Here is a 22132-nt window from a genome sequence, read left to right on the forward strand (position 1 = left end):
CCGCGGGCCATAGCGCGTCTCAAGCCACCTGGCCGCCGCTCGCCACGGGCGCCGACCTTGAGGCACGCCCTAGTCGGAGTCGATGGCGGCGAGGAGGACGCGCAGCGTCTCCCGCTGCTCCGGGGACAGGGGCGCGAACAGGTCCTCGACGCCGCGGACGTGCGCCTCGTGCATGCGCGTGAGGACCGCGCGCCCGTCCTCGGTCAGGACGACCCGGGTCGCGCGCCGGTTCTCCGCGTCGGGCTCGCGCCGGACGAGGCCGTCCCCTTCCAGGGCGTCCACGATCGTCGTGGCCGACCGCGGCACGATCCCGAGCCGCTCGGCCAGCTCGGCCATGCGCGGCGGCTCGTCCCGCCTGCCGATCACCCGCAGCGCACGCCCCTGGGCGGGCGTCAGCCCGAGCGGCGCGAGCCGGTCGGCCATCCCGCGGCGTACGCGCTTGGCCGCGCGCAGGAACAGTTCGCCCAGTTCGGCGCGGTCGCCGGGGGTGCTCTCCGCCATACTTCTGAGTCTAGCTCACCGTTACAGGGGAATAATTGTGAGCTAAGCTCAGTTATCCGGGACGCCGAATCCCCCCGGAGAGGAGCCGCCCGTGCCGAGCCCGACACCGAACCTCCCGCAGGACGCCCCAGAGGACGCCGCGCGGAGCACACCGAGGAGCCACCTCCAGATCCTCCGGATCGTCCGCCTGTTCCGCCCGTACCGGGCCAGGCTCGCCGTCGTCGGCCTGCTGGTCGGCCTGTCCGCGCTGGTCGCGCTGGCCTCGCCGTTCATGCTGCGCGAGATCGTGGACGTGGCGCTGCCCCGCGGCCGCACCGGCCTGCTCACCCTGCTCGTCCTCGGCATGATCGCCGTGTCCGTGCTGACCAGCGTGTTCAGCGTCCTGCAGACCTACATCTCGACCGCCGTCGGGCAGCGCGTCATGCACGACCTGCGCACCGGCGTCTACGCCCACCTGCAGCGGATGCCGCTGGCGTTCTTCACCCGGACCCGCACCGGCGAGGTGCAGTCCCGCATCGCCAACGACATCGGCGGCATGCAGTCCACCGTCACCCAGACCGCCACCCAGCTCGTCTCCAACCTGACCACGGTCGTCGCCAGCCTGATCGCCATGCTCGCGCTGGACTGGCGGCTCACCCTCGTCTCGCTGCTCGTCCTGCCGGTCTTCGTGTGGATCAGCCGCCGGGTCGGCAACGAGCGCCGCCGGATCACCTCGGTCCGGCAGAGGCAGCTCGCCGCGATGTCGGCGATCGTCGAGGAGTCCCTGTCGGTCAGCGGCGTCCTGCTCGGCCGCACCATGGGCCGCTCCCGCGCGCAGACCGACCGGTTCGCCGCCGAGTCCGAGGGCCTGGTCGACCTGGAGATCCGCTCCAACATGGCCGGACGCTGGCGGCAGTCGACGAACGGGATCGTCATGGCCGCCATGCCCGCGATCGTCTACTGGGCCGCCGGGACGACCGTCTCCCAGGGCCACCCGCTGGTCACCATCGGCACCCTGGTCGCGTTCACGACCCTGCTGACCGGCATGTTCCGGCCGCTGATGATCCTGCTCCAGACCGGCGTCGAGGTGCAGAGCTCCCTCTCGCTCTTCGACCGCGTCTTCGAGTACCTCGACATGGTCCCGGACATCCAGGAGCCCGAGACCCCGGCGCGCCTGCCCGCCCGCCCCCGCGGCGAGGTCCGGTTCGAGGGCGTCGGCTTCTCCTACGACCCGGACGCGGCGCCCGCCCTGCGCGACGTCGACGTGACCGTCCCCGCCGGGACGAGCCTCGCGGTCGTCGGCGAGACCGGATCGGGCAAGACCACGCTCAGCTACCTCGTCCCGCGCCTCTACGACGTCACCGAGGGCCGCGTCGCCATCGACGGCGTGGACGTCCGCGACCTGTCCTTCGCCGACCTCTCGGACGCCGTCGGCGTCGTCTCCCAGGAGACCTACCTGTTCCACGCGTCCGTCGCCGACAACCTCCGCTTCGCCAAGCCGGACGCCACCGACGAGGAGCTGGAGGCCGCCGCCCGCGCCGCCCAGATCCACGACCACATCGCCGCCCTCCCGGACGGCTACGACACCCTCGTCGGCGAACGCGGCTACCGCTTCTCCGGCGGCGAGAAGCAGCGCCTCGCCATCGCCCGGACGATCCTGCGCGACCCGCCCGTCCTCGTCCTGGACGAGGCGACCAGCGCCCTGGACACCCAGACCGAGCGGGCCGTCCAGCGGGCCATCGACACGCTCTCGCGCGGACGCACCACGATCACCATCGCGCACCGCCTCTCGACCGTCCGCGACGCCGACCAGATCGTCGTCCTGTCGCACGGCCGAATCGCCGAACGCGGCACCCACGAATCCCTGATGGCCGCCGAAGGCCCCTACGCGGCCCTGGTAACCCGGGACGATTCCCTGACCCCCGCCTAAGAAGGCGGCCTAAGTGCCGCGGCGCCTTTCCTTCGAGAAAGACGAAGCGCCCGCGCGGAGAAAAGAAAAAACGCCGATCTTATGGGGGTCGGCCGCTTCTCTGAGAGATGCGGACGGCCTCCACGAGACCGGCGTGATTCGTTTGTGCGGCGGGGGCCGTTCCGACCGGGAGGGGTTCGGCGGCCCGATGCCGAAGCGCGGGGAAGTTCAGGCCGTGGCGCGGGCGCGCGCACGGGCGTTGCGGCGGCGCAGCGCTCGGCGCTCGTCCTCGCCCATGCCGCCCCAGACGCCCGAGTCCTGGCCGGACGCGATCGCCCAGCGCAGGCAGGATTCGGTCACCTCGCAGCGGCGGCACACCTGCTTGGCCTCTTCGATCTGCAGAATCGCGGGCCCGGTGTTGCCGATGGGGAAGAACAACTCGGGGTCCACGTCACGGCAGGCTGCCTCGTGGCGCCAGTCCATGCGTCCACTCCTTCGTCAGCGGTGGCGGAAGTCACTCCACTTGTGAACGGTTTCACATGTCGCGAACACCCCGGAACGGTCAAGGTTTCGTCAGGGGTGACAGTTCGGCGGCGCTGCGATCAGGAGGCTGCCTCATTGGGCTCCTGACTACCGGCGCACTTTGAGCGTGTCAGGGGGGCGCGGACAGACGCAAGACCCTCGAGAAAGGTTTCTCAAAGTATGGGTGTCGCATGTGTCACACGGGTGGGTCGTTCGTGTGACTTTGTTGTTAACGGATCACCGGATCGGCATCAAATGACGATGCGTATCGCCTTCGGCACCGAACGGAACGTGATCCGTTCCACCTCGCCGAGATAATCGCCGTCCAGCTGGTAGGCCGTCGGATGGTCCGCCGTCAGCGTGACCTGCCCCGCGTCGTGCACGTTCAGCACCTGCCGGCCGCGCACCGGACGGGCCCGCGCGACGAACATCCCCGCCAGCGCGCCCAGCGTCGGAAGGACGGCCAGGGAACGCATCCCGAACACGTCCAGCCCCCGCGCGAAATGCGCCTTCGGGCTCGGGTTCACCGGGAACGGGCCCGCATAGGTCCACGGCGACGTGTTCGACACGAACGCCAGGAACAGCTTCCCCTTCGCGCCCACCGGATCGCGCCCCGGCAGCTCCATCGTCAGCGCGGGACGCCGCCGGTCGGTGCCCCCGAAGAAGCGGCGCATCGCGGACCGGAAGTACAGCAGCGGATCGGCCTTCGCGCCCGCGAGCCGCGCCCGCTCGACCTCCCGGATCACCTCCGCGTCCAGGCCCACGCCCGCGCAGAAGGTGAAGTACCGCTCCGAACCGTCCGGGAGGACGGCCGCGCCGAGCCCGACCGTCCGGTACCGGCCCGCCCGCAGGGCCGTCAGCACCTGCCGCGTCGCCGCCACCATGTCGTTCGGCAGGCCCAGCGCGCGGGCGAACACGTTCGCGCTGCCGAACGGCAGCACCGCCAGGGACGGGAGGTCGTCGGACGGGCCGTCCCGCAGCAGGCCGTTGACGACCTCGTTCACCGTGCCGTCACCGCCGATGGCGATCACCAGGTCGAATTGCTCGGCGACCGCCCGGGCGGCCAGCTCTGTGGCGTGGCCCCGGTGCCCGGTCTCGGCGGTCTCCAGGTCGAGGTCCCCGGCGAACGCCCGGACGAGCAGGTCACGGGCGCGTCGGCTGGTGGAGGTCGCCTTGGGGTTGGCGATCAGCATGGCGCGCACGGCGCAAGAGTACCGATCTCCCGTCCGGGACGTTCCGCCGCGGTGGCCCCACGGCCCCCACAGGCCCCGCGCCCGGGGTCCCGCGAGGCTCACGCACCCTCCCGCCCGGACGGCTCGCGGCCTCCCCGGACGGGGGTTTCCAGGGACGGCCGGTAGGGTGGCGGGTTGTGTCGAAGCGTCCCAGCATCGTGACCGCCGCCGCCGCGCTGGAGGGGGCCGAGGGCCTCGCCGCCGTGGGCTTCGGCCTGTTCTCCGGCATCAAGACGGCCACCGGCTCCGCCGTGGACCCGACCAGCGCGGTCGCCGTGACCGTCCTGGCGCTCGGAGGCGGCCTCGCCATGCTCGGCTGCGCCCGGCTCCTGCTGCGCGGCGACAGCCGCGGCCGCGCCCCGATCGTGCTGACCCAGCTGTTCGCGCTGCCGGTCGCCTGGTCCCTCTGGCAGAGCGAGCAGCCCGCCTACGCGATCCCGCTCGGCTCCGTCGCGATCCTCACGCTCCTGCTCGTCCTCAGCCCCCCCGTCACCGCCTGGATCAACTTCCAGGACGATCGGGACGACGACGAGGACGGCGGCGGCGACGCCGACGCCACCGACGACGCCGACCGCAAGGCCGGCTCCGGCTCCTGACCCTCCGAGCCCCCAAAGTCCGCAAGACCGCCTCCGGGCCCCGCGCCTCCGGGCCCTGACCCTCCAGGCTTGACCTTCTGGGCCCGTCAAAAGGCGAGGCCCGGACGACATGGGGTCGGCCGGGCCTCGAGGGGCGTGCGGATCACTCGTCCGCCGTCAGGCCCTCCCGCAGCTGGGCCAGCGTCCGCGCCAGCAGGCGGGACACGTGCATCTGCGAGATGCCCAGCTCGGCGGCGATCTGGGACTGGGTCATGTTGCCGAAGAAGCGCAGCAGCAGGATCTTCTTCTCCCGGGCAGGGAGCTTCTCCAGCAGCGGCTTCAGCGACTCGCGGTACTCCACGCCCTCCAGCGACTCGTCGATCATGCCGAGCGAGTCGGCGACCGCCGGGGCGTCCTCGTCACCGGAGTCGGGCGCGTCCAGGGACACCGTGGAGTAGGCGTTGGCGGACTCCAGGCCCTCCAGCACCTCCTCCTCCGACATCTGCAGGTGCGCGGCGAGCTCGCTGACCGTGGGGGCGCGGCCCTCGCGCTGGGCGAGGTCGCTGATCGCCTTGGTCAGCGACAGCTTCAGCTCCTGCAGGCGGCGCGGAACCCGCACCGCCCAGCCCTTGTCGCGGAAGTGCCGCTTGATCTCGCCGACGATCGTCGGGGTCGCGTAGGTGGAGAACTCCACGCCCCGGCCCAGGTCGAACCGGTCGATCGACTTGATCAGGCCGATGGTGGCGACCTGGATCAGGTCGTCCAGCCACTCGCCGCGGTTGCGGAACCGGCGCGCGAGGTACTCCACCAGCGGCAGGTGCAGCTCGACCAGCTGGTCCCGGATGCGCTGGCGCTCGGGGTCGCCCTCGGGCAGCTCGGCGAGCCGCTCGAACAGGCGGCGGGCACGTGCGCGGTCGGGCACGGCGCCTCCCTCGCGTTCCGTGCCGGAGTCGCCGGGGCTGTCGCCCGCGAGCGTGGTCCTGTTCTCCGTCACGGGGCCCCCGCAGCACCGCGGCGCTTCTGCAACGTCACGGTGACCCGGTCGTCGGCGCCGACCCGCGCGTCCACCTCGCCCGCCAGGGACGACAGGACCGTCCAGGCGAAGGTGTCCCGGCTGGGCTCCTGGCCGTCCACCGTGAGCACCGACACCGAGATCCGCATCGCGTCTCCGGTGAGCTCGAACTCGCAGGTCAGGTCGGTGCCCGGCACGGCCTGGGCGAGCAGCATCGCGCACGCCTCGTCGACCGCGATGCGCAGGTCCTCGATCTCGTCCAGGGTGAAGTCCAGACGCGCGGCGAGCCCCGCCGTCGCGGTCCGCAGCACCGAAAGGTAGGCGCTGGCGGCCGGCAGCCGGACGGTCACCACGTCACGCACGGACAACTTGGTACTGGCCGCCATGGCAGCGGTTTCCTCGGTCACGTCTCTCCCTCTTGGGGTGGTCCCGCTGATTCGAAACTACCGCTTGCGGAGCCCCTCCGGAGCGTCCGGCGCGCGGGTCGCCCGCCGAAGTAGGGGGCGAGGTGGGCGTTCACCCCGCAAACCCGGTCAAGAGGCGGTAAAGCACACACCGGTCAGCCCTGCGCGAGCCGCGGGAGGGTGTCGCCGGTGACGCGGTAGACCGTCCACTCGTCCTGCGGGCGGGCGCCGATCGACTCGTAGAAGCCGATCGCGGGGGTGTTCCAGTCGAGGACGGACCACTCGACGCGGCCGTAGCCGCGCTCGTCCGCGATCCGCGCCAGCTCGGAGAGCAGGGCCTTGCCGTGCCCCTGGCCGCGCGTCATCGGCGAGACGTAGAGATCCTCCAGGTAGATGCCGTGCCGCCCCAGCCACGTGGAGTAGCTGAGGAACCACAACGCGAACCCGACGACCTCGCCCTCGTGCTCGGCGACGTGCGCGAAGACCTTCGGCTCCGGGCCGAACAGGTCGCGGCTCAGGTCCTCCTCGGTCGCCTTCGCCTCGTGCACGGCGCGCTCGTATTCGGCCAGGTCGCGCACCAGGCGCAGGATCGACGGAACGTCCTCGGGACGGGCGGGGCGAATCATGTTCCCCAGGCTAACCAAAACGAGGACACCGCTCCGAACCGTCCGGGGCGGCCGCTCCGAACCGTCCGGGACGAGACGCGCCGAGGCCCGTTCCCTCCAGCCGCAGGAGGGAACGGGCCTCGGTCAGGTCGTCAGCGGGGCTCAGCCCTGCTTCGTCTCCCAGAAGATCTTGTCGATCTCGGCGATTTTCTCGAGGAGCTTGTCGGCGACCGCGACGTCCATGCCGCCCTTGGTGCCGCCGGCGCCCGCGAGCTTGGTCGCCTCGTTGAACAGCGTGTGAAGCTGCGGGTACTTCTCGAAGTGCGGCGGCTTGAAGTAGTCGGTCCAGAGCACCCACAGGTGCTCCTTGACCAGCTGGGACCGCTGCTCCTTGATGCCGATGGCACGCGTCCGGAACGCCGGGTCCTCGTTGGCGTTGTACTTCTCGATGATCGCCTTGACGGACTCGGCCTCGATCCGGGCCTGCGCCGGGTCGTAGACGCCGCACGGCAGGTCGCAGTGGGCGGAGACCGTGGTCTTCGGGCGCAGAAGGTTGACCAGCACCTGCGTTCCCTTCCCTCGATATCGGATCATGCTCAGGACACCGACATTACCCTTGTGCGAGGCGGCGCGTTCGGCCAGGGCGCTCGGTCTTTGGACGTAGGTCCCGGCCGGTCCCGTCCCGGCGCCGCCGCGGGCGGACGGGCCGGCGGGCGGTGAGGCGAGGAGTGGCGATGCGGAAGCGGGCCGGACGCACGGCGGCGAAGGCCGGGATGTGCGCCGCCGGCGCGGGACTCGCGGCGCTGGCGTGGCGGCGCAGCGGGCTGCGCGCGGTCGCGGTGACCGGCGAGTCCATGCTGCCCACGCTGCGCGCGGGGGACTGGCTGCTCGTCCGCGCGGGCGCGCGCGTGCGGGACGGCGACGCGGTCGTCGCGCAGCACCCGTGGAACGAGGACCAGCTCATCGTGAAGCGCGCCGTCCGGGAGGAGCCCGGCGGCTGGTGGCTGGAGAGCGACAACCAGCGCGCGCACGGACGCCAGGACAGCTGGGACTTCGACACCGTCCCGCACGGGCTGGTGCTCGGCCCGGTCGTCGCGCGCTACTGGCCGTTCAAGCGCGCGGGCCTGCTCGCCCGTTCGGCACGTCAGCCGTGACCCGCGCCCGCCCGGACACGTCCTCGGCCGCCGCGACCCCCTGACGACGCGCCACGCCCGCGCCCGCGTCCGCGCACTCGTCGGAGCAGTGGTGGCGGGAGTGGTCCTTGGTGGTGTCGAGGAAGGCGCGGCCGCAGCCGTCGGCGGGGCAGACGCGGAGGCGGTCGATGCCTTGCTCGGCGACGCGGACGGCCAGGCCCATCGCGGCGCGCGCCGCGTAGACGTCGGCGAGGGCGCCGCCCTCGTTGACGTGCAGGTGCCAGCCCAGGCCGTCGTGCGCGGACAGCTGCGGGTGGACGGGATGCTGGATGAGCAGCTCGTTCAGCCGTTCGGCGGCAAGCTCGTGCTCGCCGTCCGCGGACGCGGTGAAGACGGCGCGCAGCTGGTCGCGCAGCTCGCGCATGGCGTCCAGGTCGCGCTGGCGCGGTGTGCCGCCCAGGTGCGGGCGCCCGGCGAGCAGGTCGCGGAGTCCGTCGAGGTCGCGCAGGGCGTCCCCGTCCGGTCGGCGCCCGCTGTTCACGAGCACGATCGCCAGGTCGGCGTAGGAAGCGAGGTCCACGTGCACTCCTGCCGGAGTTGACCCGATGATGCGTTTTTCCCCTTTGCCGAGTATGGCACTTCATCCGGCGGCCGGGGGCGCTGGAAAAGGGAAATCATTCGGCGTTCCGCGCCTCGAGCCGGTGATTTGTTGGCCGTCCGGCCCGGGGACCACAAGATATTTTGGAGTTATGGCCGCGACCGGATCTCGGAATGCGGACGGCCCGCTCTCCGGTGGGAGAGCGGGCCGTTGTGGGAAAGGCGAGGTCAGGCGCGGGCGACCCCGTCGGCGCGGGCCGCGGCGGCCACGGCCGAGGTGACGGCCGGGGCGACGCGCGGGTCGAACGGGCCGGGGATCACGTAGTCGGCGGTCAGGTCGTCCCCGACGATCGCGGCGAGCGCGTCGGCGGCGGCGAGCTTCATGCCCTCGGTGATCGTGTGCGCGTGGACGTCGAACGCGCCCCGGAAGATCCCCGGGAAGGCCAGCACGTTGTTGATCTGGTTGGGGAAGTCGCTGCGGCCGGTGGCGACCACGCGGGCGTGCCGCCGGGCCACCTCCGGGTGCACCTCGGGCGTCGGGTTGGACAGCGCGAACACGATCGCGTCCTCGCTCATCCCGGCCACGCAGGACTCCTGGACGGTGCTGCCGGACAGGCCGATGAACACGTCCGCGCCGCGCAGGGCGTCCTCGGTGGAGCCGGTCAGCCCGGCCCTGTTGGTCACCTCGGCCATCCGCTGCTTCACCGGGTTCAGGCCGTCCCGGCCCTGGTGGATGAGGCCCTTGCTGTCGGACAGGGCGATGTCGCCGATGCCCGCCTCGAGCAGGATCTTCGACACCGCGATGCCGGACGCGCCGGCGCCCGCGACGACCGCGCGCAGGTCGGACAGGGGGCGTCCGACGAACCGGGCGGCGTTCTTCAGGGCGGCGAGCGCGACCACGGCGGTGCCGTGCTGGTCGTCGTGGAAGACGGGGATGTCGAGGGCGGCGCGCAGCCGGTCCTCGATCTCGAAGCAGCGCGGGGCGCTGATGTCCTCGAGGTTGATGCCGCCGAAGCTCGGCGCCATCCGGATGACGGTCTCGACGATCTCGTCCACGTCGGTGCAGTTCAGCGCGATCGGGACGGAGTCGACCCCGGCGAACTCCTTGAACAGCAGGGACTTGCCCTCCATGACGGGCATGGACGCGGCGGGGCCGATGTCGCCCAGGCCGAGCACGGCGGTCCCGTCGGTGACCACGGCGACCACCCGGGACGTCCAGGTGTACTCGCGGGCGAGCTCGGGGTTGTCGGCGATGGCGCTGCAGACCCGGGCCACGCCGGGGGTGTAGGCCAGGGAGAGGTCGTCGGCGTCGCGCACCGGGACCGAGGAGCGGACCTCCAGCTTGCCGCCCACGTGCAGGGCGAACGCCGGGTCGTCGTTGAGTGACGCGGTGGATGGGTAGGCATGAGTGATGGGCTCGGCGGCCACAGCGACCCCTGTCAGAGATTCGGCGATACGGACATTGCCACCACGGTGGGCGCTGGTCTGGTGGCCAGGGCCGGTCGGGGGCGTCTCGCGACGTACGGGGGTCACCCGTTGTCCGATTGTGCCATACCGGCCGCGGACCTCCAGGGAAGACCCGGGATGGCCTCGGTCACCCGACGACATGCCGTGTGACGGCGATCACGTAGGGTGAATTTACGCGGGTTCATCTGGATTTCTGGCGCTGCCTTGTTGTCCGATTGTTTCGGAGCCTTAATCAAGGGCGCAGGCACTATGCACCAAAATGTGCCTACAACCCGGGCCGGGACGCGGTCCGACGAATCGACTTGGAGGGGGACCAGTGAACACCGGTTCTCTGGGGCGCCGCACCGCTACGGCGGGCGCGCTCGTGCTCTCGGCGGCGCTCGCCCTTTCGGCCTGTGGCGGCAGCAAGAAGGATGCCGGCGGCCAGGGCAAGGACGTCGGCGATATCTTCTCGGCGATCAAGCAGGACCCGCAGCTGCACGACCAGCTCGGCGAGGCGGTCAAGTCGTCCGGCAAGATCATCGTCGCGACGGATCCTTCGTACGCTCCGAACGAGTTCTACGGCACTGACAACAAGACCCTGGTCGGGATGGACCTCGACCTCGGCAAGGCCCTCGGCAAGAAGCTCGGCGTCGACTTCTCGTTCCAGAAGGCCAGCTTCGAGGGGATCGTCCCTGGCCTGCAGAGCGGCCAGTACCAGGCCGCGATGTCGTCGATCACCGACAACAAGGAGCGGGAGAAGGTCCTCGACTTCGTGACCTACTTCACTGCAGGCACCGAGCTTCTGGTGAAGAAGGGGAACCCTGGGGGCTTCAAGCCGGACGACTTGTCGCTGTGCGGCAAGAAGGTCGCGGTCGAGAAGGGCACCGTCCAGTTGGACGAGGTCTCAGCGACCATCGATCTCAAGGCGGGCAAGGGGACTCGCACCAAGAAGTGCAAGGACGGCGGCAAGCCCGGTCCGGTCGGCCAGGCGTTCCCAGACCAGAACGGCGCGAACCTGGCGCTTTCGTCCGGCCGTGCGGACGCTGTGCTTGCCGACTCCCCAGTCATCGACTACGCGGTGAAGCAGTCCAACGGGCAGTTCGAGACCGCGGGCGCGACCTACGACACCGCGCCGTATGGCATCGCCCTCAGCAAGCAGCTCGGCACCACCAAGGACGCCGTGCTCGGGGCGCTGAAGGCGCTCCAGGCCGATGGCACGTACAAGAAGATCTTGGAGAAGTGGGCCATCGAGAAGGGCGCTCTCGACAACCCCACGATCAACGGCGCGCAGAGCTGATCGAATGACTCTGACTGACGAGACGGTGCCACGGGAACGGCCGACAGAGATCAAGGCCGTTCCCGTCCGGCACTACGGCCGGTGGGTGGCCGCGGCGCTGATCCTGTACGTCGCGGTGTGGGCGGCCTACAGCGTCGCCAACAACGAGCGGTTCGGCTGGGACACGATCAACGCGTGGTTCTGGGACGGATCGATCCTCGACGGGATCGTGATGACCCTGGAGCTGACGGTCATCGCCATGCTGATGGGCGTGTTCGGCGGCATCCTGCTCGCGGTGATGCGGCTCTCCCCGAACCCGCTGATCTCGGGCGTTGCGTGGCTGTACGTCTGGGTGTTCCGCGGCACTCCGGTGCTGGTGCAGATCATCCTGTGGTTCTACGTGAAGGCGCTGATCCCGACGTTCTCGCTCGGGATCCCGTTCGGTCCGACGTTCGTACATTTCAACGCCAACGACCTGATCACCGCTTTCGTCGCGGGCTGCCTCGGGCTCGGGCTGAACGAGGCGGCGTACATGTCGGAGATCGTCCGGGCTGGCATCCTGTCGGTGGACCCGGGGCAGGGCGAGGCGGCGACCGCGCTCGGCATGAGCCGGGCGAAGATCATGCGGCGCGTGGTGCTGCCGCAGGCGATGCGGGTGATCATCCCGCCGACCGGCAACGAGACGATCTCCATGCTGAAGACGTCCTCGCTCGTGTCGGTGATCGCGGTGCCTGACCTGTTGTACTCCGTCCAAATTATCTATAACAGGACGTATCAGACCATCCCGATGTTGCTGTTGGCGTCGATCTGGTACCTGGTGATGACGTCCGTCCTCACTGTCGGGCAGTTTTACTTGGAACGCTACTTCGGCCGGGGGACCGCTCAACGACAGACGATGCTCGAACGGTTCGTGGCGAACCTGCGGATTCGCGGCGGGAGGAGCGCCTGATGGCGAGCGACGACAGGCCGCCCCTGCTGAAGGCGGACGAGGAGGACACGGTTTCCGGGAACGCTCCGGAGACCGGAGGCCCCGAGTTCATGGTGCGCGCCGAGGGCGTGCACAAGAGCTTCGGCCGCCTGGAGGTGCTGAAGGGCATCGACCTGGAGGTGCGTCCGGGCGAGGTGATGTGCGTGATCGGGCCGTCCGGCTCGGGGAAGTCCACCTTCCTGCGCTGCATCAACCACCTGGAGAAGATCAACGGCGGTCGGCTCTGGGTGAACGGCAGCCTGGTCGGCTATCGGCAGCGGGGCGACCGGCTGTACGAGATGCGCGAGCGGGAGGTCGCCGAGCAGCGCCGGGACATCGGGATGGTGTTCCAGCGGTTCAACCTCTTCCCGCACATGACCGCGCTCGGCAACGTCATGGAGGCGCCCGTCCAGGTGAAGGGCCTGCCCAAGGCGCAGGTCCGGGAGCGGGCGATCGCGCTGCTGGAGCGGGTGGGCCTCGGCGACAAGATGGACGCCTACCCGGCACAGCTGTCCGGCGGGCAGCAGCAGCGGGTCGCGATCGCGCGCGCCCTGGCCATGGAGCCCGCGCTGATGCTGTTCGACGAGCCGACGTCCGCGCTCGACCCCGAGCTGGTCGGCGAGGTGCTGGAGGTCATGAAGCAGCTCGCGGTGGACGGCATGACGATGATCGTGGTGACCCACGAGATCGGCTTCGCCCGCGAGGTCGGCGATTCGCTGGTCTTCATGGACGGCGGCGTGGTGGTCGAGCATGGCCGTCCGCGCGATGTCATCGAGAACCCGCAGCATCCGCGCACCCAGGACTTCCTCTCCAAGGTGCTGTAGACGGTAGCTGAATACTGCCGCTGTCCATCGCTCCCTGCCTTGGCAGGTCACCCTTCCTATTTCTCTAAATAGAGGGTGAATCGCAGATGGATGTAAATCAGGGTGGGGTCAACAAGTTCACTTGTTGACCCCACCCTGATTTTGCGAGGGATCAGCAGTTCTGAATCTGCCAAGCCTGATCGGCGGCTCGCTCGGCGTAGTAGGCGCGTTGTCCACCGGCGATGGTCGCGCACTTGGAGTACCTGCCGAAAGTGGGCATGTACACGCGGAATCGCTGGGTAGTGGCGCACTTGTTGCGGACCACGTAGATGTAGTATCCGCTGTCGGTGTACGAATCGCTGCGAACGCCGCAGAAGCCGGAGTCTGCGTTTGCGGTGGTTTCGGACAGGACTGCTGTGCCGCTAATGGCCGTGGCGCTGATCGTGACAGCGAGGGCGCCCTTGGCCCAGCGATGAAGATTCCTCATGCGACTCTCCGGTCAACTAGCAGTTCGCGATGTACCAGGCGTCGTCGATGACGATGGAGCTGTAGGACGTGTACCCGCCCGCGTAGACCGTCTTGCAGGAAGAGGAACGACCCACGGCCGGGAAGTTGATCTTAAAACGCTGGTTGGTCCCGCACTTGTTTCGGATTGTGTAGGACCAGAGTGGACTGCCTTGGGCGCGGGTAGGGCCCTGCACCTTTACCCCACAGAAGCCAGGGTCTGCGTTGGCGGAGCCTTCGCCCACCATTGCTAGGCCAGCAGTGGCCGCTACGCTCGCCAAGGCGATACTCGCGATGCGCTTCATTATCCTCCCGTCACGGCGCAACTTCGGCTCCCTGTTTGCCGAAAATGCACGCCCCCTGAATTGACTGGAACCTTAGCTTGCAAGATTTTGGTGGTCAATATACAAAATGTGAGTACCTAGTTGCGTTGGGTAGTGTTTGCAGTAAGATGCGCTACTGAAGCGCTACTAATGATTCGGTGCTGGTCGAGCAGGTCGCCCGCTCGACGTCATCAGGGTCCGGAGTCGGTGCGCGGAGGCCTTTCCCTCGAAGTCCTCTAAGGGCTGTACCGTAATGATCGGAAGGTCTGCTGGTCGGGCATGCTGCAGTGGGAGTTGCGGTCGATTGCTGGTTCGGCCGGCCAAGGCCGAGTTATGCGTGAAGGCGATGCGGCGGGTGGCATGGTAGGACGCCAGCGCGGCCTTCTCGGCTACCGAACCGCGGTAGGCGGTGCAGTCGTTGTGGTTGCCCGGCACCGGGCGGTCGATCCCGGTCACCAGGCTGGTGTTTGGCGTCCATCGCGACCTGCATTGCTTACCGAGAACCGGTAGTTCTTGCTGGAGGCGGTGATGGTTTGGTCATGGGTGAGGACCAGTGAGCCTTTTTCACTGAGTTTGGGCTTCGCGGGTTTGTAGGACGTGGGTGGCTTTGGCGAGGTGGCCGGCGCGGTGTGGGCAGCAGCGGAGCTTGTGGAGGATGGTTCAGTGCTTGAGCTGGGCGTTGACGCGTTCGCCGGGTGCGCGAAGTCGGGCGTGGGCTCGGTTGGCGTCCTTCTGTGACTCGGGTTTGCCGGTGCCGCGGTAAGGGATGAGTAGCGGTTCGTTTCGCGCCTTGGTAGACCTTGTCGGCCAGGACCAGGAACCCGACGGTCGCCAGCGTGCGTGGGATGCCCCAGATTCTGGCGGCGGTCATGTCGTGGACTGAGCCGGGTAGCGCGCCCGAGACCCATACGATGGTTCCGTTGGGTGCGGCGATGACCTGGAGGTTCATGCCGTGTCGGCGGTGTTTTCCGGAGTGGAACGGGCGGTCGGCGGCGACCCGGTCGATCGGGACGAGGGTGCCGTCCAGCACCAGGTAGAGCACCTCGTCACGGGTGGTCTTGCGCAGCGTTTGGGCGAGCTTGGGTGAGCGGGGCGACCGGCTGTACGAGATGCGCGAGCGGGAGGTCGCCGAGCAGCGCCGGGACATCGGGATGGTGTTCCAGCGGTTCAACCTCTTCCCGCACATGACCGCGCTCGGCAACGTCATGGAGGCGCCCGTCCAGGTGAAGGGCCTGCCCAAGGCGCAGGTCCGGGAGCGGGCGATCGCGCTGCTGGAGCGGGTGGGCCTCGGCGACAAGATGGACGCCTACCCGGCACAGCTGTCCGGCGGGCAGCAGCAGCGGGTCGCGATCGCGCGCGCCCTGGCCATGGAGCCCGCGCTGATGCTGTTCGACGAGCCGACGTCCGCGCTCGACCCCGAGCTGGTCGGCGAGGTGCTGGAGGTCATGAAGCAGCTCGCGGTGGACGGCATGACGATGATCGTGGTGACCCACGAGATCGGCTTCGCCCGCGAGGTCGGCGATTCGCTGGTCTTCATGGACGGCGGCGTGGTGGTCGAGCATGGCCGTCCGCGCGATGTCATCGAGAACCCGCAGCATCCGCGCACCCAGGACTTCCTCTCCAAGGTCCTCTAGCTGTACTTGGTCATGATCTTGGTGACACCTGACCGGTGGGTGTTTGATCAGGAAGAAGACCTCCGGGCGTAGTGGAGTTTGCACGCTTCACCCACACCCGGAGGTCTTGATGGGTCACGCTAATGCCCGGCTGACGTTTCATGGCAGATGCCTGCTGGTTCGTCGTGTCGTGGAGGATGGTCGTCCGGTCGCGCACGTGGCCGCGGAGCTGGGGGTGTCGCGCCAGTGCGCGCACCGGTGGGTGGGCCGTTACCGGGCCGAGGGCTGGGACGGGCTGGCCGACCGGCGCAGCGGACCCCGCTCCTGCCCGTCACGGACCCCGGCCGAGGTCGAGCAGCGCGTGGTCGCCGCCCGGCAGCGGTTGCGGGCCGGTCCCGACCACATCACGGCGGCGACCGGGGTCCCGGCCCGCACGGTCACCCGGATCCTGCGCCGCCACAACGTGCCCGTGCTGGCGGTCTGCGACCCGCTCACCGGCCAGCAGATCCGAGCCTCTCGCCAGAGCGCCCGCCGGTATGAGCATCCGGCGCCGGGCGACATGATCCACCTGGACGTCAAGAAACTCGGCCGCATCCCCGACGGCGGCGGCTGGCGCGTCCACGGCCGCAGCGAGAACGTGCGAGGCCGCGGCATCGGCTACGACCACGTCCACACCGCCATCGACGACCACACCCGCCTGGCCTACGCCGAGGTCCTACCCGACGAGAAAGGCCCCACCTGCGCCGCGTTCCTGACCCGCGCCGCCGCCTACTTCGCCGCCCACGGCATCACCCGCATCCACAGGATCCTGACCGACAACGCCAAGAACTACCGCACCAGCCACGCCTTCCAAAAGGCCTGCACCGACCTGGGCGCCCGCCAGAAGTTCACCCGGCCCCGCCACCCATGGACCAACGGCAAAGCCGAACGCCTCAACCGCACCCTGGCCACCGAATGGGCCTACCGACAGCCCTACACCAGCAACACCCAACGCACCCAAGCCCTCACCACCTGGCTCGAGCACTACAACACCAAACGCCCACACACAGCCCTCGGCGGCCAACCACCCATCACCCGACTGACACCAAGACCATGACCAAGTACAGCTAGCGCGTCCTGACCGGTCGAACCGAGAACGGCCCGCCCCGGCACCCGGGGCGGGCCGTTCTCGGTTTCCGATGAACCGGTGGCCGTTCTGCGGCGTCTGGTGAAGAGTGTCCCCTCGGGTGATCGGGGACGCGTGCGGCCGATACGGCCGGTACGGCCGATAGGGACGGGAGGCCGCGGTCGGTGGGGGAGCACTACACCAACAACGACTACGGGTCGTCCAACGTCTCCGTTCAGGTGGGGAAGAACGAGGGCGCGATCAACGTGATCGCGCCGCCCGACGCCGGGCTTCCCGGGCCCCGGCCCGTGGTGCCGGTGCTCCTGGCGGGCGTGCCGCTGTGGGGGTTCGGGGCGTGGCTGCTCACGATGCACGGCAGGGCCGGCCTGGTCGGGGTGCTCCTGGTCGCGGCCGGGATGGCGGTCACCGGGATCGCCGCGTGGTGGTTCTGGCTGGCGCGCTGGCAGCGGCACGCGACGAGCGACGACCGGCTCGCCGTGCAGGCCAGGGTCCTCGCCGGGGCCGTTCGCACCCGGTACCTGCGCGATCTGGAGCAGGCGGGCGCGGACGGGCGGAGCGCGATCGCCGTCCGGTGGGGCGTCCCGGACGGAGTCCGGCAGGCGGAGGGCGCCGGGGACTTCCGGCGGGACGGTGAGTTCGGTGAGGCTGCGGGGCTGTTCCGGAGCGTCCCGTCGGAGCGGCTGGTCGTCCTCGGCACGGCCGGGGCGGGCAAGTCGGTGTTCGCGACCGCTCTGGCCTCGCAGCTTCTGGCGGGCGGCGGATCAGCCGGTCCGGTTCCGGTCGTGGTGTCGCTGGCGGGCTGGGTTCCGACCCGGCGGCCGCTGCTGCACTGGGCGGCGCGCCGGATCGTCGCCGCCCATCCGGAGATCGGACGGTCCGTGGCGGACGCCAGGCTGGTGGCGTCCGGGCTGCTGGAGAGCCGCCGCGTCCTGCTCGTCCTGGACGGCCTGGACGAGATCCCCGCCGAGGCGCGCGCCGCCGCGCTGGCGGAGCTGAACCGGCAGGGTTCGGCGCGGATGCCGCTGGTACTGACGAGCCGTCCGGACGAGTACGGGGGCGCGGTCGAGGACGCCGGGATGCTGCTCGCGGGCGCGGCGGTCGTGGAGCTGCGTCCGCTGGTCGCGGGCCAGATCGCGGCGTCGCTGCCGCTCGCCGACCACAGCCCGGACGCCGACGACCGCTGGCGTCCGGTGCTCGCGGCGCTGGAGTCGGACGCGGGCGGGCCGGTGAAGGACGCGCTCGCGTCGCCGCTGATGGTCGGCCTCGCGCGCGCCGCGTACGCACGCGCGTCGGACGACCCCGCCGAGCTGCTCGACCTCCCCGACACCGAGAGCGTCGAGAACCGGCTGCTGGAGCGGTTCGTCCCGGCGGCGTACGCGGACGTGGACGAGACGCACGTCGAGGACGCGCGCCGCTGGCTGGGGTTCCTGGCCTGGCATCTGCGCGAGAACGACGAGAGCGACCTGGAGTGGTGGCGGCTGGACGAGGCGGTCCCGGCCGTCGTCCGTGCGGCAGGGCCGGCGTCCGCGCTGGTGGCGGCGGGTCTCGCCGTCGGCGCGCTCGGCTACCGGATCCCACATCGGTACTGGATCGCCCGGGACCTCGCCCCGCACGCGGCGTCGGTGGCGGCGTGGGCGCTGTTCCCGATCCTCGCCTACCTGGGCATCGTGACCTGGTCGCAGCTCGCGCGCGACCGGTGGCTGATGGCGCCGATGCGGCTGCGTGCGCCGCGCGAGGTGCGGCACGAGCTGAACCGGCGTGAGACGGGCGGCGGCGCGGGCGGGCTGTTCGCACTGCCGGTGGTCGCGGTGGTGCTCGCGGGCCTCGGCTTGTGGCTGGACGGCCCGCTCGGCCGCTTCACCGCGGCGGCGCTGCTGCTGGTGGCCGTGATCGTGCTGTGGCGGTTCGCGTGGTGGTTCAGCGTCGCGTCCGATCCGGCCGAGGAGTCGGGGCCGCCCGGGATGCTGCGCGCGGACCGGCGCGCCGCGCTCGCCCTCGGCTGGGAGCACGCGCTGGAGCAGGTCTGGCCGCTGCCGCTGCTGCTGGGCACGCCCTTCCTGCTCGCGCTGCGCTGGCAGGACGGCCTGGACCCGGCCGCGCTCGGGGCGGCGTTCGCGCTGACCCTGGCCGTCCTCTGGTGGGGCGGGATCACGCTGTCCTCCTGGGGACGGTTCCGGGTGGCGCACGCGTGGCTGACGCTGCGGGGCCGGACCCCGCACGACCTCATGGCGTTCCTGGAGGACGCGCGGGAGCGGGGGGTGCTGCGGCAGTCGGGCGGCGGGTACCGGTTCCGGCACGGCGCGCTGCGCGATCGTCTCGCCGAGCGGTACGTGGCGGAGGCGAGGCGTCCGCCGCGTCCGCTGACCGAGCCGCGGCTGCTGTCCGACTGGCGGGCGATGGCCGCGATGCAGGTGCTGTGCCTGGCGATGCTGTACCTGTGCGCGCTTCCGGGCCTGGACGGCGGATACCTCCTCGGGGCCCTGCGCTGGGTCGAGCGGCACGCGCCGGAGCATGTCGACCACGCCGCCTGCGCCATGCTCCAGCCGCATCTCGCCGGGCTGGTCGCGACCCCGTTGAAGGTGGACCGCGGACGGGGGGAGTGCAGGTTCGTGGAGGGCGACCCGCTCCGTCCCGAGGTGACCGTCACCTTGACGATCACCTCCGATCCGGGCTCGCCCGACGTCAACCAGCAGGGCCAGAACGACGCGGCCCCGGACACCCCGCCGAGCGTCACGCCCTTCTCGACGGCCCGGGGCGCGTCGGCCGCCGCGACCCTCACGTCGAAGGACTACACCCTGGAGATCAGGAACGAAGTCCCCGATCCCCGGGTGGGTGACCGGGCGATGTACGTCCTCGACCAGGTGCTCCGGGCCACCTATCCCGACGACTACAAGCCGGGGAAGCGCTACGCGCAGCCCGGTCCGCTGCCCGCGTCATCGGAGGAGCGGTTCCGGCTGTACGACGCGAAGCGTCCGGCCCGGGTCGTCACCGGGCCCACGTGGGCGACGGGGGACTGGTCGCGGCTGTGGGCGTTGCAGGACCTCGGGTTCGCGTTCCGCGGTCCGGTGTTCGGGCAGTGCGTCCGGGACGGCGGGCGCTGGTACTGCGTGCAGCCGGGCGACACGCCGAGCGGGGAGAAGACCGGGCCGTTCCAGCTGGAGATCGGGCAGCGGCCGTGCTCCGGTTCGTGCCCGCCGCCAGCGGGGGCCGCGTGGCGGCGGAGCGACGCGTCCACGTGGTACGCCGAACGCTGGGACGGGCAGGCGTACACGCTCGACATGCACGCCGTCCGGGCGGGGAAGGCCCTGGACGTGCGGGTCGCGACGTCCGGCACGCGCGCGGATCTGGCCCGCAAGACGGTCAACGACATATCCGCCCAGTCGACCCGGTAAGCGCTCCCTTTAGGGTGGCGGCATGTTCGCTGTCACGGCCACGCGCCTCGATGCAGACAATCCCCTGGACGGCCTCACGCTCGGCGAGCGGCCCGAACCGTACGCCCCGGACGGCTGGACGACGGTCGCGGTCAAGGCCACCGCGCTCAACCACCACGACCTGTGGTCGCTGCGCGGCGTCGGCCTCGCCGCCGACCGGCTCCCGATGATCCTCGGCTGCGACGCGTCCGGGGTGGACGAGGACGGCAACGAGGTCATCGTCCACTCGGTGATCGGCGACCCGGCGCGCGGCGGCGGCGACGAGACCCTGGACCCGAAGCGCACGCTGCTCTCGGAGTCCTACCCGGGGACGTTCGCCGAGCGCGTCGCGGTGCCGCGCCGCAACCTGGTGCCGAAGCCCGCGGGGCTGTCCTTCGAGGAGGCCGCCTGCCTGCCGACCTCGTGGCTGACCGCGTACCGGATGCTGTTCGAGAAGGCCGAGCTGGAGCCCGGCGCGTCCGTGCTGGTGCAGGGCGCGGGCGGCGGCGTCGCGACCGCGCTGATCTCGCTCGCCTCGGCGGCGGGCTACCGGGTGTACGCGACGAGCCGCAGCGAGGCCAAGCGCAAGCGCGCGGTCGAGATCGGCGCGGACGAGGCGTTCGAGTCCGGCGCGCGGCTGCCCGAGCGGGTGGACGCGGTGATGGAGACCGTCGGCCAGGCCACCTGGTCGCACTCGCTGAAGTCGCTGCGTCCGGGCGGCCGGATCGTGGTGTCCGGCGCGACCAGCGGCCAGGTGCCGCCGGCCGAGCTGAACCGGGTGTTCTTCCTGCAGCTGTCGGTCGTCGGGTCCACGATGGGCCGGCGCGACCAGCTCGAACGCCTCGCGCGGTTCCTGGTGAAGACCGGGCTGCGGCCTCAGATCGACCGCGTCCTGCCGCTGCGCGAGGCGCGCGACGGGTTCGCGGCGATGGCCGAGGGCGACCTCTTCGGCAAGATCGTCTTCACCGTCTGAGGCGCTCTACGCGCCGACCAGCCGCCAGAGCGAGGTGACCTCGGCCGCCCGCGCGGCGTGCAGCGGGTCGTCCGGATCGGCGGCGCGCGGGTGGACGGGCCGTGCGTCCAGCCGGTCCGCCACCCGCAGGCCCGCGCGGTCGAACCGGGCGAGCAGCTCCTCGCGCGTCCGCAGGCCGAGGTGTTCGGCCAGGTCGGACAGGACGAGCCAGCCCTCGCCGCCGGGCCGCAGGTGCGCGCGGAGCCGGTCCAGGTAGCCGTGCAGCATGCGGCTGCCCGGGTCGTAGACCGCGTGGTCGAGCCCGGACGCCGCCTTGCCCGGAAGCCACGGCGGGTTGCACACCACGACGTCGGCGCGTCCGCGCGGGAACAGGTCGGCCTCCACGACCTCGACGGAGACGCCGAGCCGCTCGACGTTCTCCCGCGCGCACGCCAGCGCCCTCGGGTCGGCGTCGGTCGCGACGACCCGCTGGACGCCCCGGCGGGCGAGGACGGCCGCGAGCACGCCCGTCCCGGTGCCGATGTCGAACGCCACGTCCTTGGACGGCAGCGGGGCCTGCGCGACGAGGTCGACGTACTCCTGCCGTGTGGGCGCGAACACGCCGTAGTGCGGATGGATGCGTCCGCCCAGCGCGGGCACCTCGACGCCCTGTTCGCGCCACTGCTCCGCGCCGAGGATCCCCAGCAGCTCCCGCAGCGGGATCACGGACTCCTCGCCCGGCTCGTACACCCGTCCGACCGCCTGCCGGACGTCCGGCGCCCGCCGCAGCGGCACCGCGTTGTCGGCGTCCAGCGGGATGAGGAGCCGTCCGAGCAGGCTCGCCTCCCGGGACTTGGCCTCCCGGTAGGTGTAGAAGACCGTCCGGGCGTCGCCCTTCGGCGTCTTGCCGTCCCGCCTGACCCGCCGTCCGAGCGCGCTGAGCAACTGCCGCGCGTTCTGGTAGTCCCCGCGCCACAGCAACGACGTCCCCTGCCGGACCAGCCGGTGCGCCGCGTCCGCGGTCAACTCGTCATCGGCCACGACCATGTCCACGGGCGGCGGCCAGCCCCCCTCGCAAAGCCACCGCGCCGTCCGCTCTTGTCCCTGCTCAGCCCACTGCACGTCAATCATCCTTGCACGCACAGCTTTCCTAGGTATCCTAGGTTCAAAACTAGGAACTCTAGGAAAAGGAGCATGATGCGGAGCGGAACGATCGAGGTGCCGAGTGCGCTGCGCGTTG

21 protein-coding genes and 1 pseudogene are annotated in these 22132 nt (G+C 70.5%); 10 read left to right on the forward strand and 12 right to left on the reverse strand.

Annotation, left to right across the window (positions count from 1 at the left end; genetic code table 11):
- Nucleotides 1-69: 69 nt before the first annotated feature.
- The gene (locus tag AB0L06_RS02020) at nt 70-501 is read right to left on the reverse strand and encodes a MarR family winged helix-turn-helix transcriptional regulator (protein WP_500229023.1); all 432 of its coding nucleotides are present in this window, start codon (nt 499-501) and stop codon (nt 70-72) included.
- 91 nt (nt 502-592) lie between these two features.
- On the opposite strand from AB0L06_RS02020, the gene AB0L06_RS02025 reads away from it, so the two are divergent.
- A complete protein-coding gene (locus tag AB0L06_RS02025) occupies nt 593-2410 on the forward strand; it encodes an ABC transporter ATP-binding protein (RefSeq protein WP_500229024.1) in 1818 nt (605 codons plus the stop codon).
- A 207-nt stretch (nt 2411-2617) separates the two neighbouring features.
- Here the strand turns inward: AB0L06_RS02025 and AB0L06_RS02030 are convergent, their stop codons facing one another.
- Both AB0L06_RS02030 and AB0L06_RS02035 read right to left on the reverse strand, forming a co-directional pair.
- Nucleotides 2618-2872 (reverse strand): WhiB family transcriptional regulator, encoded by a 255-nt coding sequence (locus AB0L06_RS02030; RefSeq protein WP_500229025.1) that lies wholly within the window; start codon nt 2870-2872, stop codon nt 2618-2620.
- Between the two features lie 290 nt (nt 2873-3162).
- Nucleotides 3163-4113 (reverse strand): diacylglycerol/lipid kinase family protein, encoded by a 951-nt coding sequence (locus AB0L06_RS02035; RefSeq protein WP_500229026.1) that lies wholly within the window; start codon nt 4111-4113, stop codon nt 3163-3165.
- 167 nt (nt 4114-4280) lie between these two features.
- Here AB0L06_RS02035 and AB0L06_RS02040 point away from each other — a divergent pair, with 167 nt between their 5' ends.
- Nucleotides 4281-4739, forward strand: coding sequence for a hypothetical protein (locus AB0L06_RS02040; protein ID WP_500229027.1), 459 nt, complete (start codon nt 4281-4283; stop codon nt 4737-4739).
- Nucleotides 4740-4881: 142 nt separating this feature from the next.
- Here the strand turns inward: AB0L06_RS02040 and AB0L06_RS02045 are convergent, their stop codons facing one another.
- From AB0L06_RS02045 to sodN, 4 genes are all read right to left on the reverse strand, one after another.
- The gene (locus AB0L06_RS02045; protein WP_500229300.1) at nt 4882-5640 is read right to left on the reverse strand and encodes an RNA polymerase sigma factor SigF; all 759 of its coding nucleotides are present in this window, start codon (nt 5638-5640) and stop codon (nt 4882-4884) included.
- Between the two features lie 68 nt (nt 5641-5708).
- Nucleotides 5709-6137, reverse strand: coding sequence for an ATP-binding protein (locus AB0L06_RS02050; RefSeq protein ID WP_500229028.1), 429 nt, complete (start codon nt 6135-6137; stop codon nt 5709-5711).
- 152 nt (nt 6138-6289) lie between these two features.
- Nucleotides 6290-6760 (reverse strand): GNAT family N-acetyltransferase, encoded by a 471-nt coding sequence (locus AB0L06_RS02055; RefSeq protein WP_500229029.1) that lies wholly within the window; start codon nt 6758-6760, stop codon nt 6290-6292.
- Between the two features lie 141 nt (nt 6761-6901).
- The gene (sodN, locus tag AB0L06_RS02060) at nt 6902-7303 is read right to left on the reverse strand and encodes a superoxide dismutase, Ni (protein ID WP_500229030.1); all 402 of its coding nucleotides are present in this window, start codon (nt 7301-7303) and stop codon (nt 6902-6904) included.
- Between the two features lie 170 nt (nt 7304-7473).
- On the opposite strand from sodN, the gene AB0L06_RS02065 reads away from it, so the two are divergent.
- The gene (locus AB0L06_RS02065) at nt 7474-7893 is read left to right on the forward strand and encodes a S24 family peptidase (protein WP_500229031.1); all 420 of its coding nucleotides are present in this window, start codon (nt 7474-7476) and stop codon (nt 7891-7893) included.
- Here AB0L06_RS02065 and AB0L06_RS02070 read toward each other — a convergent pair.
- Both AB0L06_RS02070 and AB0L06_RS02075 read right to left on the reverse strand, forming a co-directional pair.
- Nucleotides 7850-8452, reverse strand: a complete 603-nt coding sequence (locus AB0L06_RS02070) for a CGNR zinc finger domain-containing protein (protein ID WP_500229032.1) — start codon at nt 8450-8452, stop codon at nt 7850-7852. The genes AB0L06_RS02065 and AB0L06_RS02070 overlap by 44 nt on opposite strands.
- A gap of 245 nt (nt 8453-8697) precedes the next feature.
- Nucleotides 8698-9897, reverse strand: a complete 1200-nt coding sequence (locus AB0L06_RS02075; protein WP_500229033.1) for an NAD(P)-dependent malic enzyme — start codon at nt 9895-9897, stop codon at nt 8698-8700.
- Nucleotides 9898-10252: 355 nt separating this feature from the next.
- Here AB0L06_RS02075 and AB0L06_RS02080 point away from each other — a divergent pair, with 355 nt between their 5' ends.
- From AB0L06_RS02080 to AB0L06_RS02090, 3 genes are all read left to right on the forward strand, one after another.
- Nucleotides 10253-11215: an ABC transporter substrate-binding protein gene (locus AB0L06_RS02080; protein WP_500229034.1), complete on the forward strand. Its 963-nt coding sequence runs from the start codon at nt 10253-10255 to the stop codon at nt 11213-11215.
- A 4-nt stretch (nt 11216-11219) separates the two neighbouring features.
- Nucleotides 11220-12143, forward strand: a complete 924-nt coding sequence (locus AB0L06_RS02085; protein ID WP_500229035.1) for an amino acid ABC transporter permease — start codon at nt 11220-11222, stop codon at nt 12141-12143.
- Between the two features lie 89 nt (nt 12144-12232).
- Nucleotides 12233-12985, forward strand: a complete 753-nt coding sequence (locus tag AB0L06_RS02090; RefSeq protein ID WP_500229301.1) for an amino acid ABC transporter ATP-binding protein — start codon at nt 12233-12235, stop codon at nt 12983-12985.
- Nucleotides 12986-13136: 151 nt separating this feature from the next.
- Here the strand turns inward: AB0L06_RS02090 and AB0L06_RS02095 are convergent, their stop codons facing one another.
- Both AB0L06_RS02095 and AB0L06_RS02100 read right to left on the reverse strand, forming a co-directional pair.
- Complete coding sequence (locus tag AB0L06_RS02095; protein ID WP_500229036.1) at nt 13137-13451, reverse strand: hypothetical protein; 315 nt, start codon at nt 13449-13451, stop codon at nt 13137-13139.
- Between the two features lie 833 nt (nt 13452-14284).
- Entirely contained in the window at nt 14285-14977 is a 693-nt protein-coding gene (locus tag AB0L06_RS02100) for a transposase family protein (protein WP_500229037.1), read from the reverse strand.
- On the opposite strand from AB0L06_RS02100, the pseudogene AB0L06_RS02105 reads away from it, so the two are divergent.
- The 4 genes and pseudogenes from AB0L06_RS02105 to AB0L06_RS02120 all read left to right on the forward strand — a co-directional run.
- Nucleotides 14877-15425 (forward strand): annotated as a pseudogene (locus AB0L06_RS02105) (amino acid ABC transporter ATP-binding protein); the annotation flags it as partial. The gene AB0L06_RS02100 and the pseudogene AB0L06_RS02105 overlap by 101 nt on opposite strands.
- Nucleotides 15426-15534: 109 nt before the next feature.
- Nucleotides 15535-16500 (forward strand): IS481 family transposase, encoded by a 966-nt coding sequence (locus tag AB0L06_RS02110; RefSeq protein WP_500229038.1) that lies wholly within the window; start codon nt 15535-15537, stop codon nt 16498-16500.
- A 194-nt stretch (nt 16501-16694) separates the two neighbouring features.
- Nucleotides 16695-19922 carry an NACHT domain-containing protein gene (locus AB0L06_RS02115; RefSeq protein ID WP_500229039.1) on the forward strand — a complete coding sequence of 1076 codons (3228 nt, stop codon included), beginning with the start codon at nt 16695-16697 and terminating at the stop codon, nt 19920-19922.
- A gap of 22 nt (nt 19923-19944) precedes the next feature.
- A complete protein-coding gene (locus AB0L06_RS02120) occupies nt 19945-20913 on the forward strand; it encodes a zinc-binding dehydrogenase (protein WP_500229040.1) in 969 nt (322 codons plus the stop codon).
- A 6-nt stretch (nt 20914-20919) separates the two neighbouring features.
- Here the strand turns inward: AB0L06_RS02120 and AB0L06_RS02125 are convergent, their stop codons facing one another.
- Nucleotides 20920-22023: a methyltransferase gene (locus tag AB0L06_RS02125; protein WP_500229041.1), complete on the reverse strand. Its 1104-nt coding sequence runs from the start codon at nt 22021-22023 to the stop codon at nt 20920-20922.
- Nucleotides 22024-22132 lie beyond the last annotated feature (109 nt).

The sequence above is a fragment of the Spirillospora sp. NPDC052269 genome (assembly GCF_040679435.1).
Classification (GTDB): domain Bacteria; phylum Actinomycetota; class Actinomycetes; order Streptosporangiales; family Streptosporangiaceae; genus Spirillospora.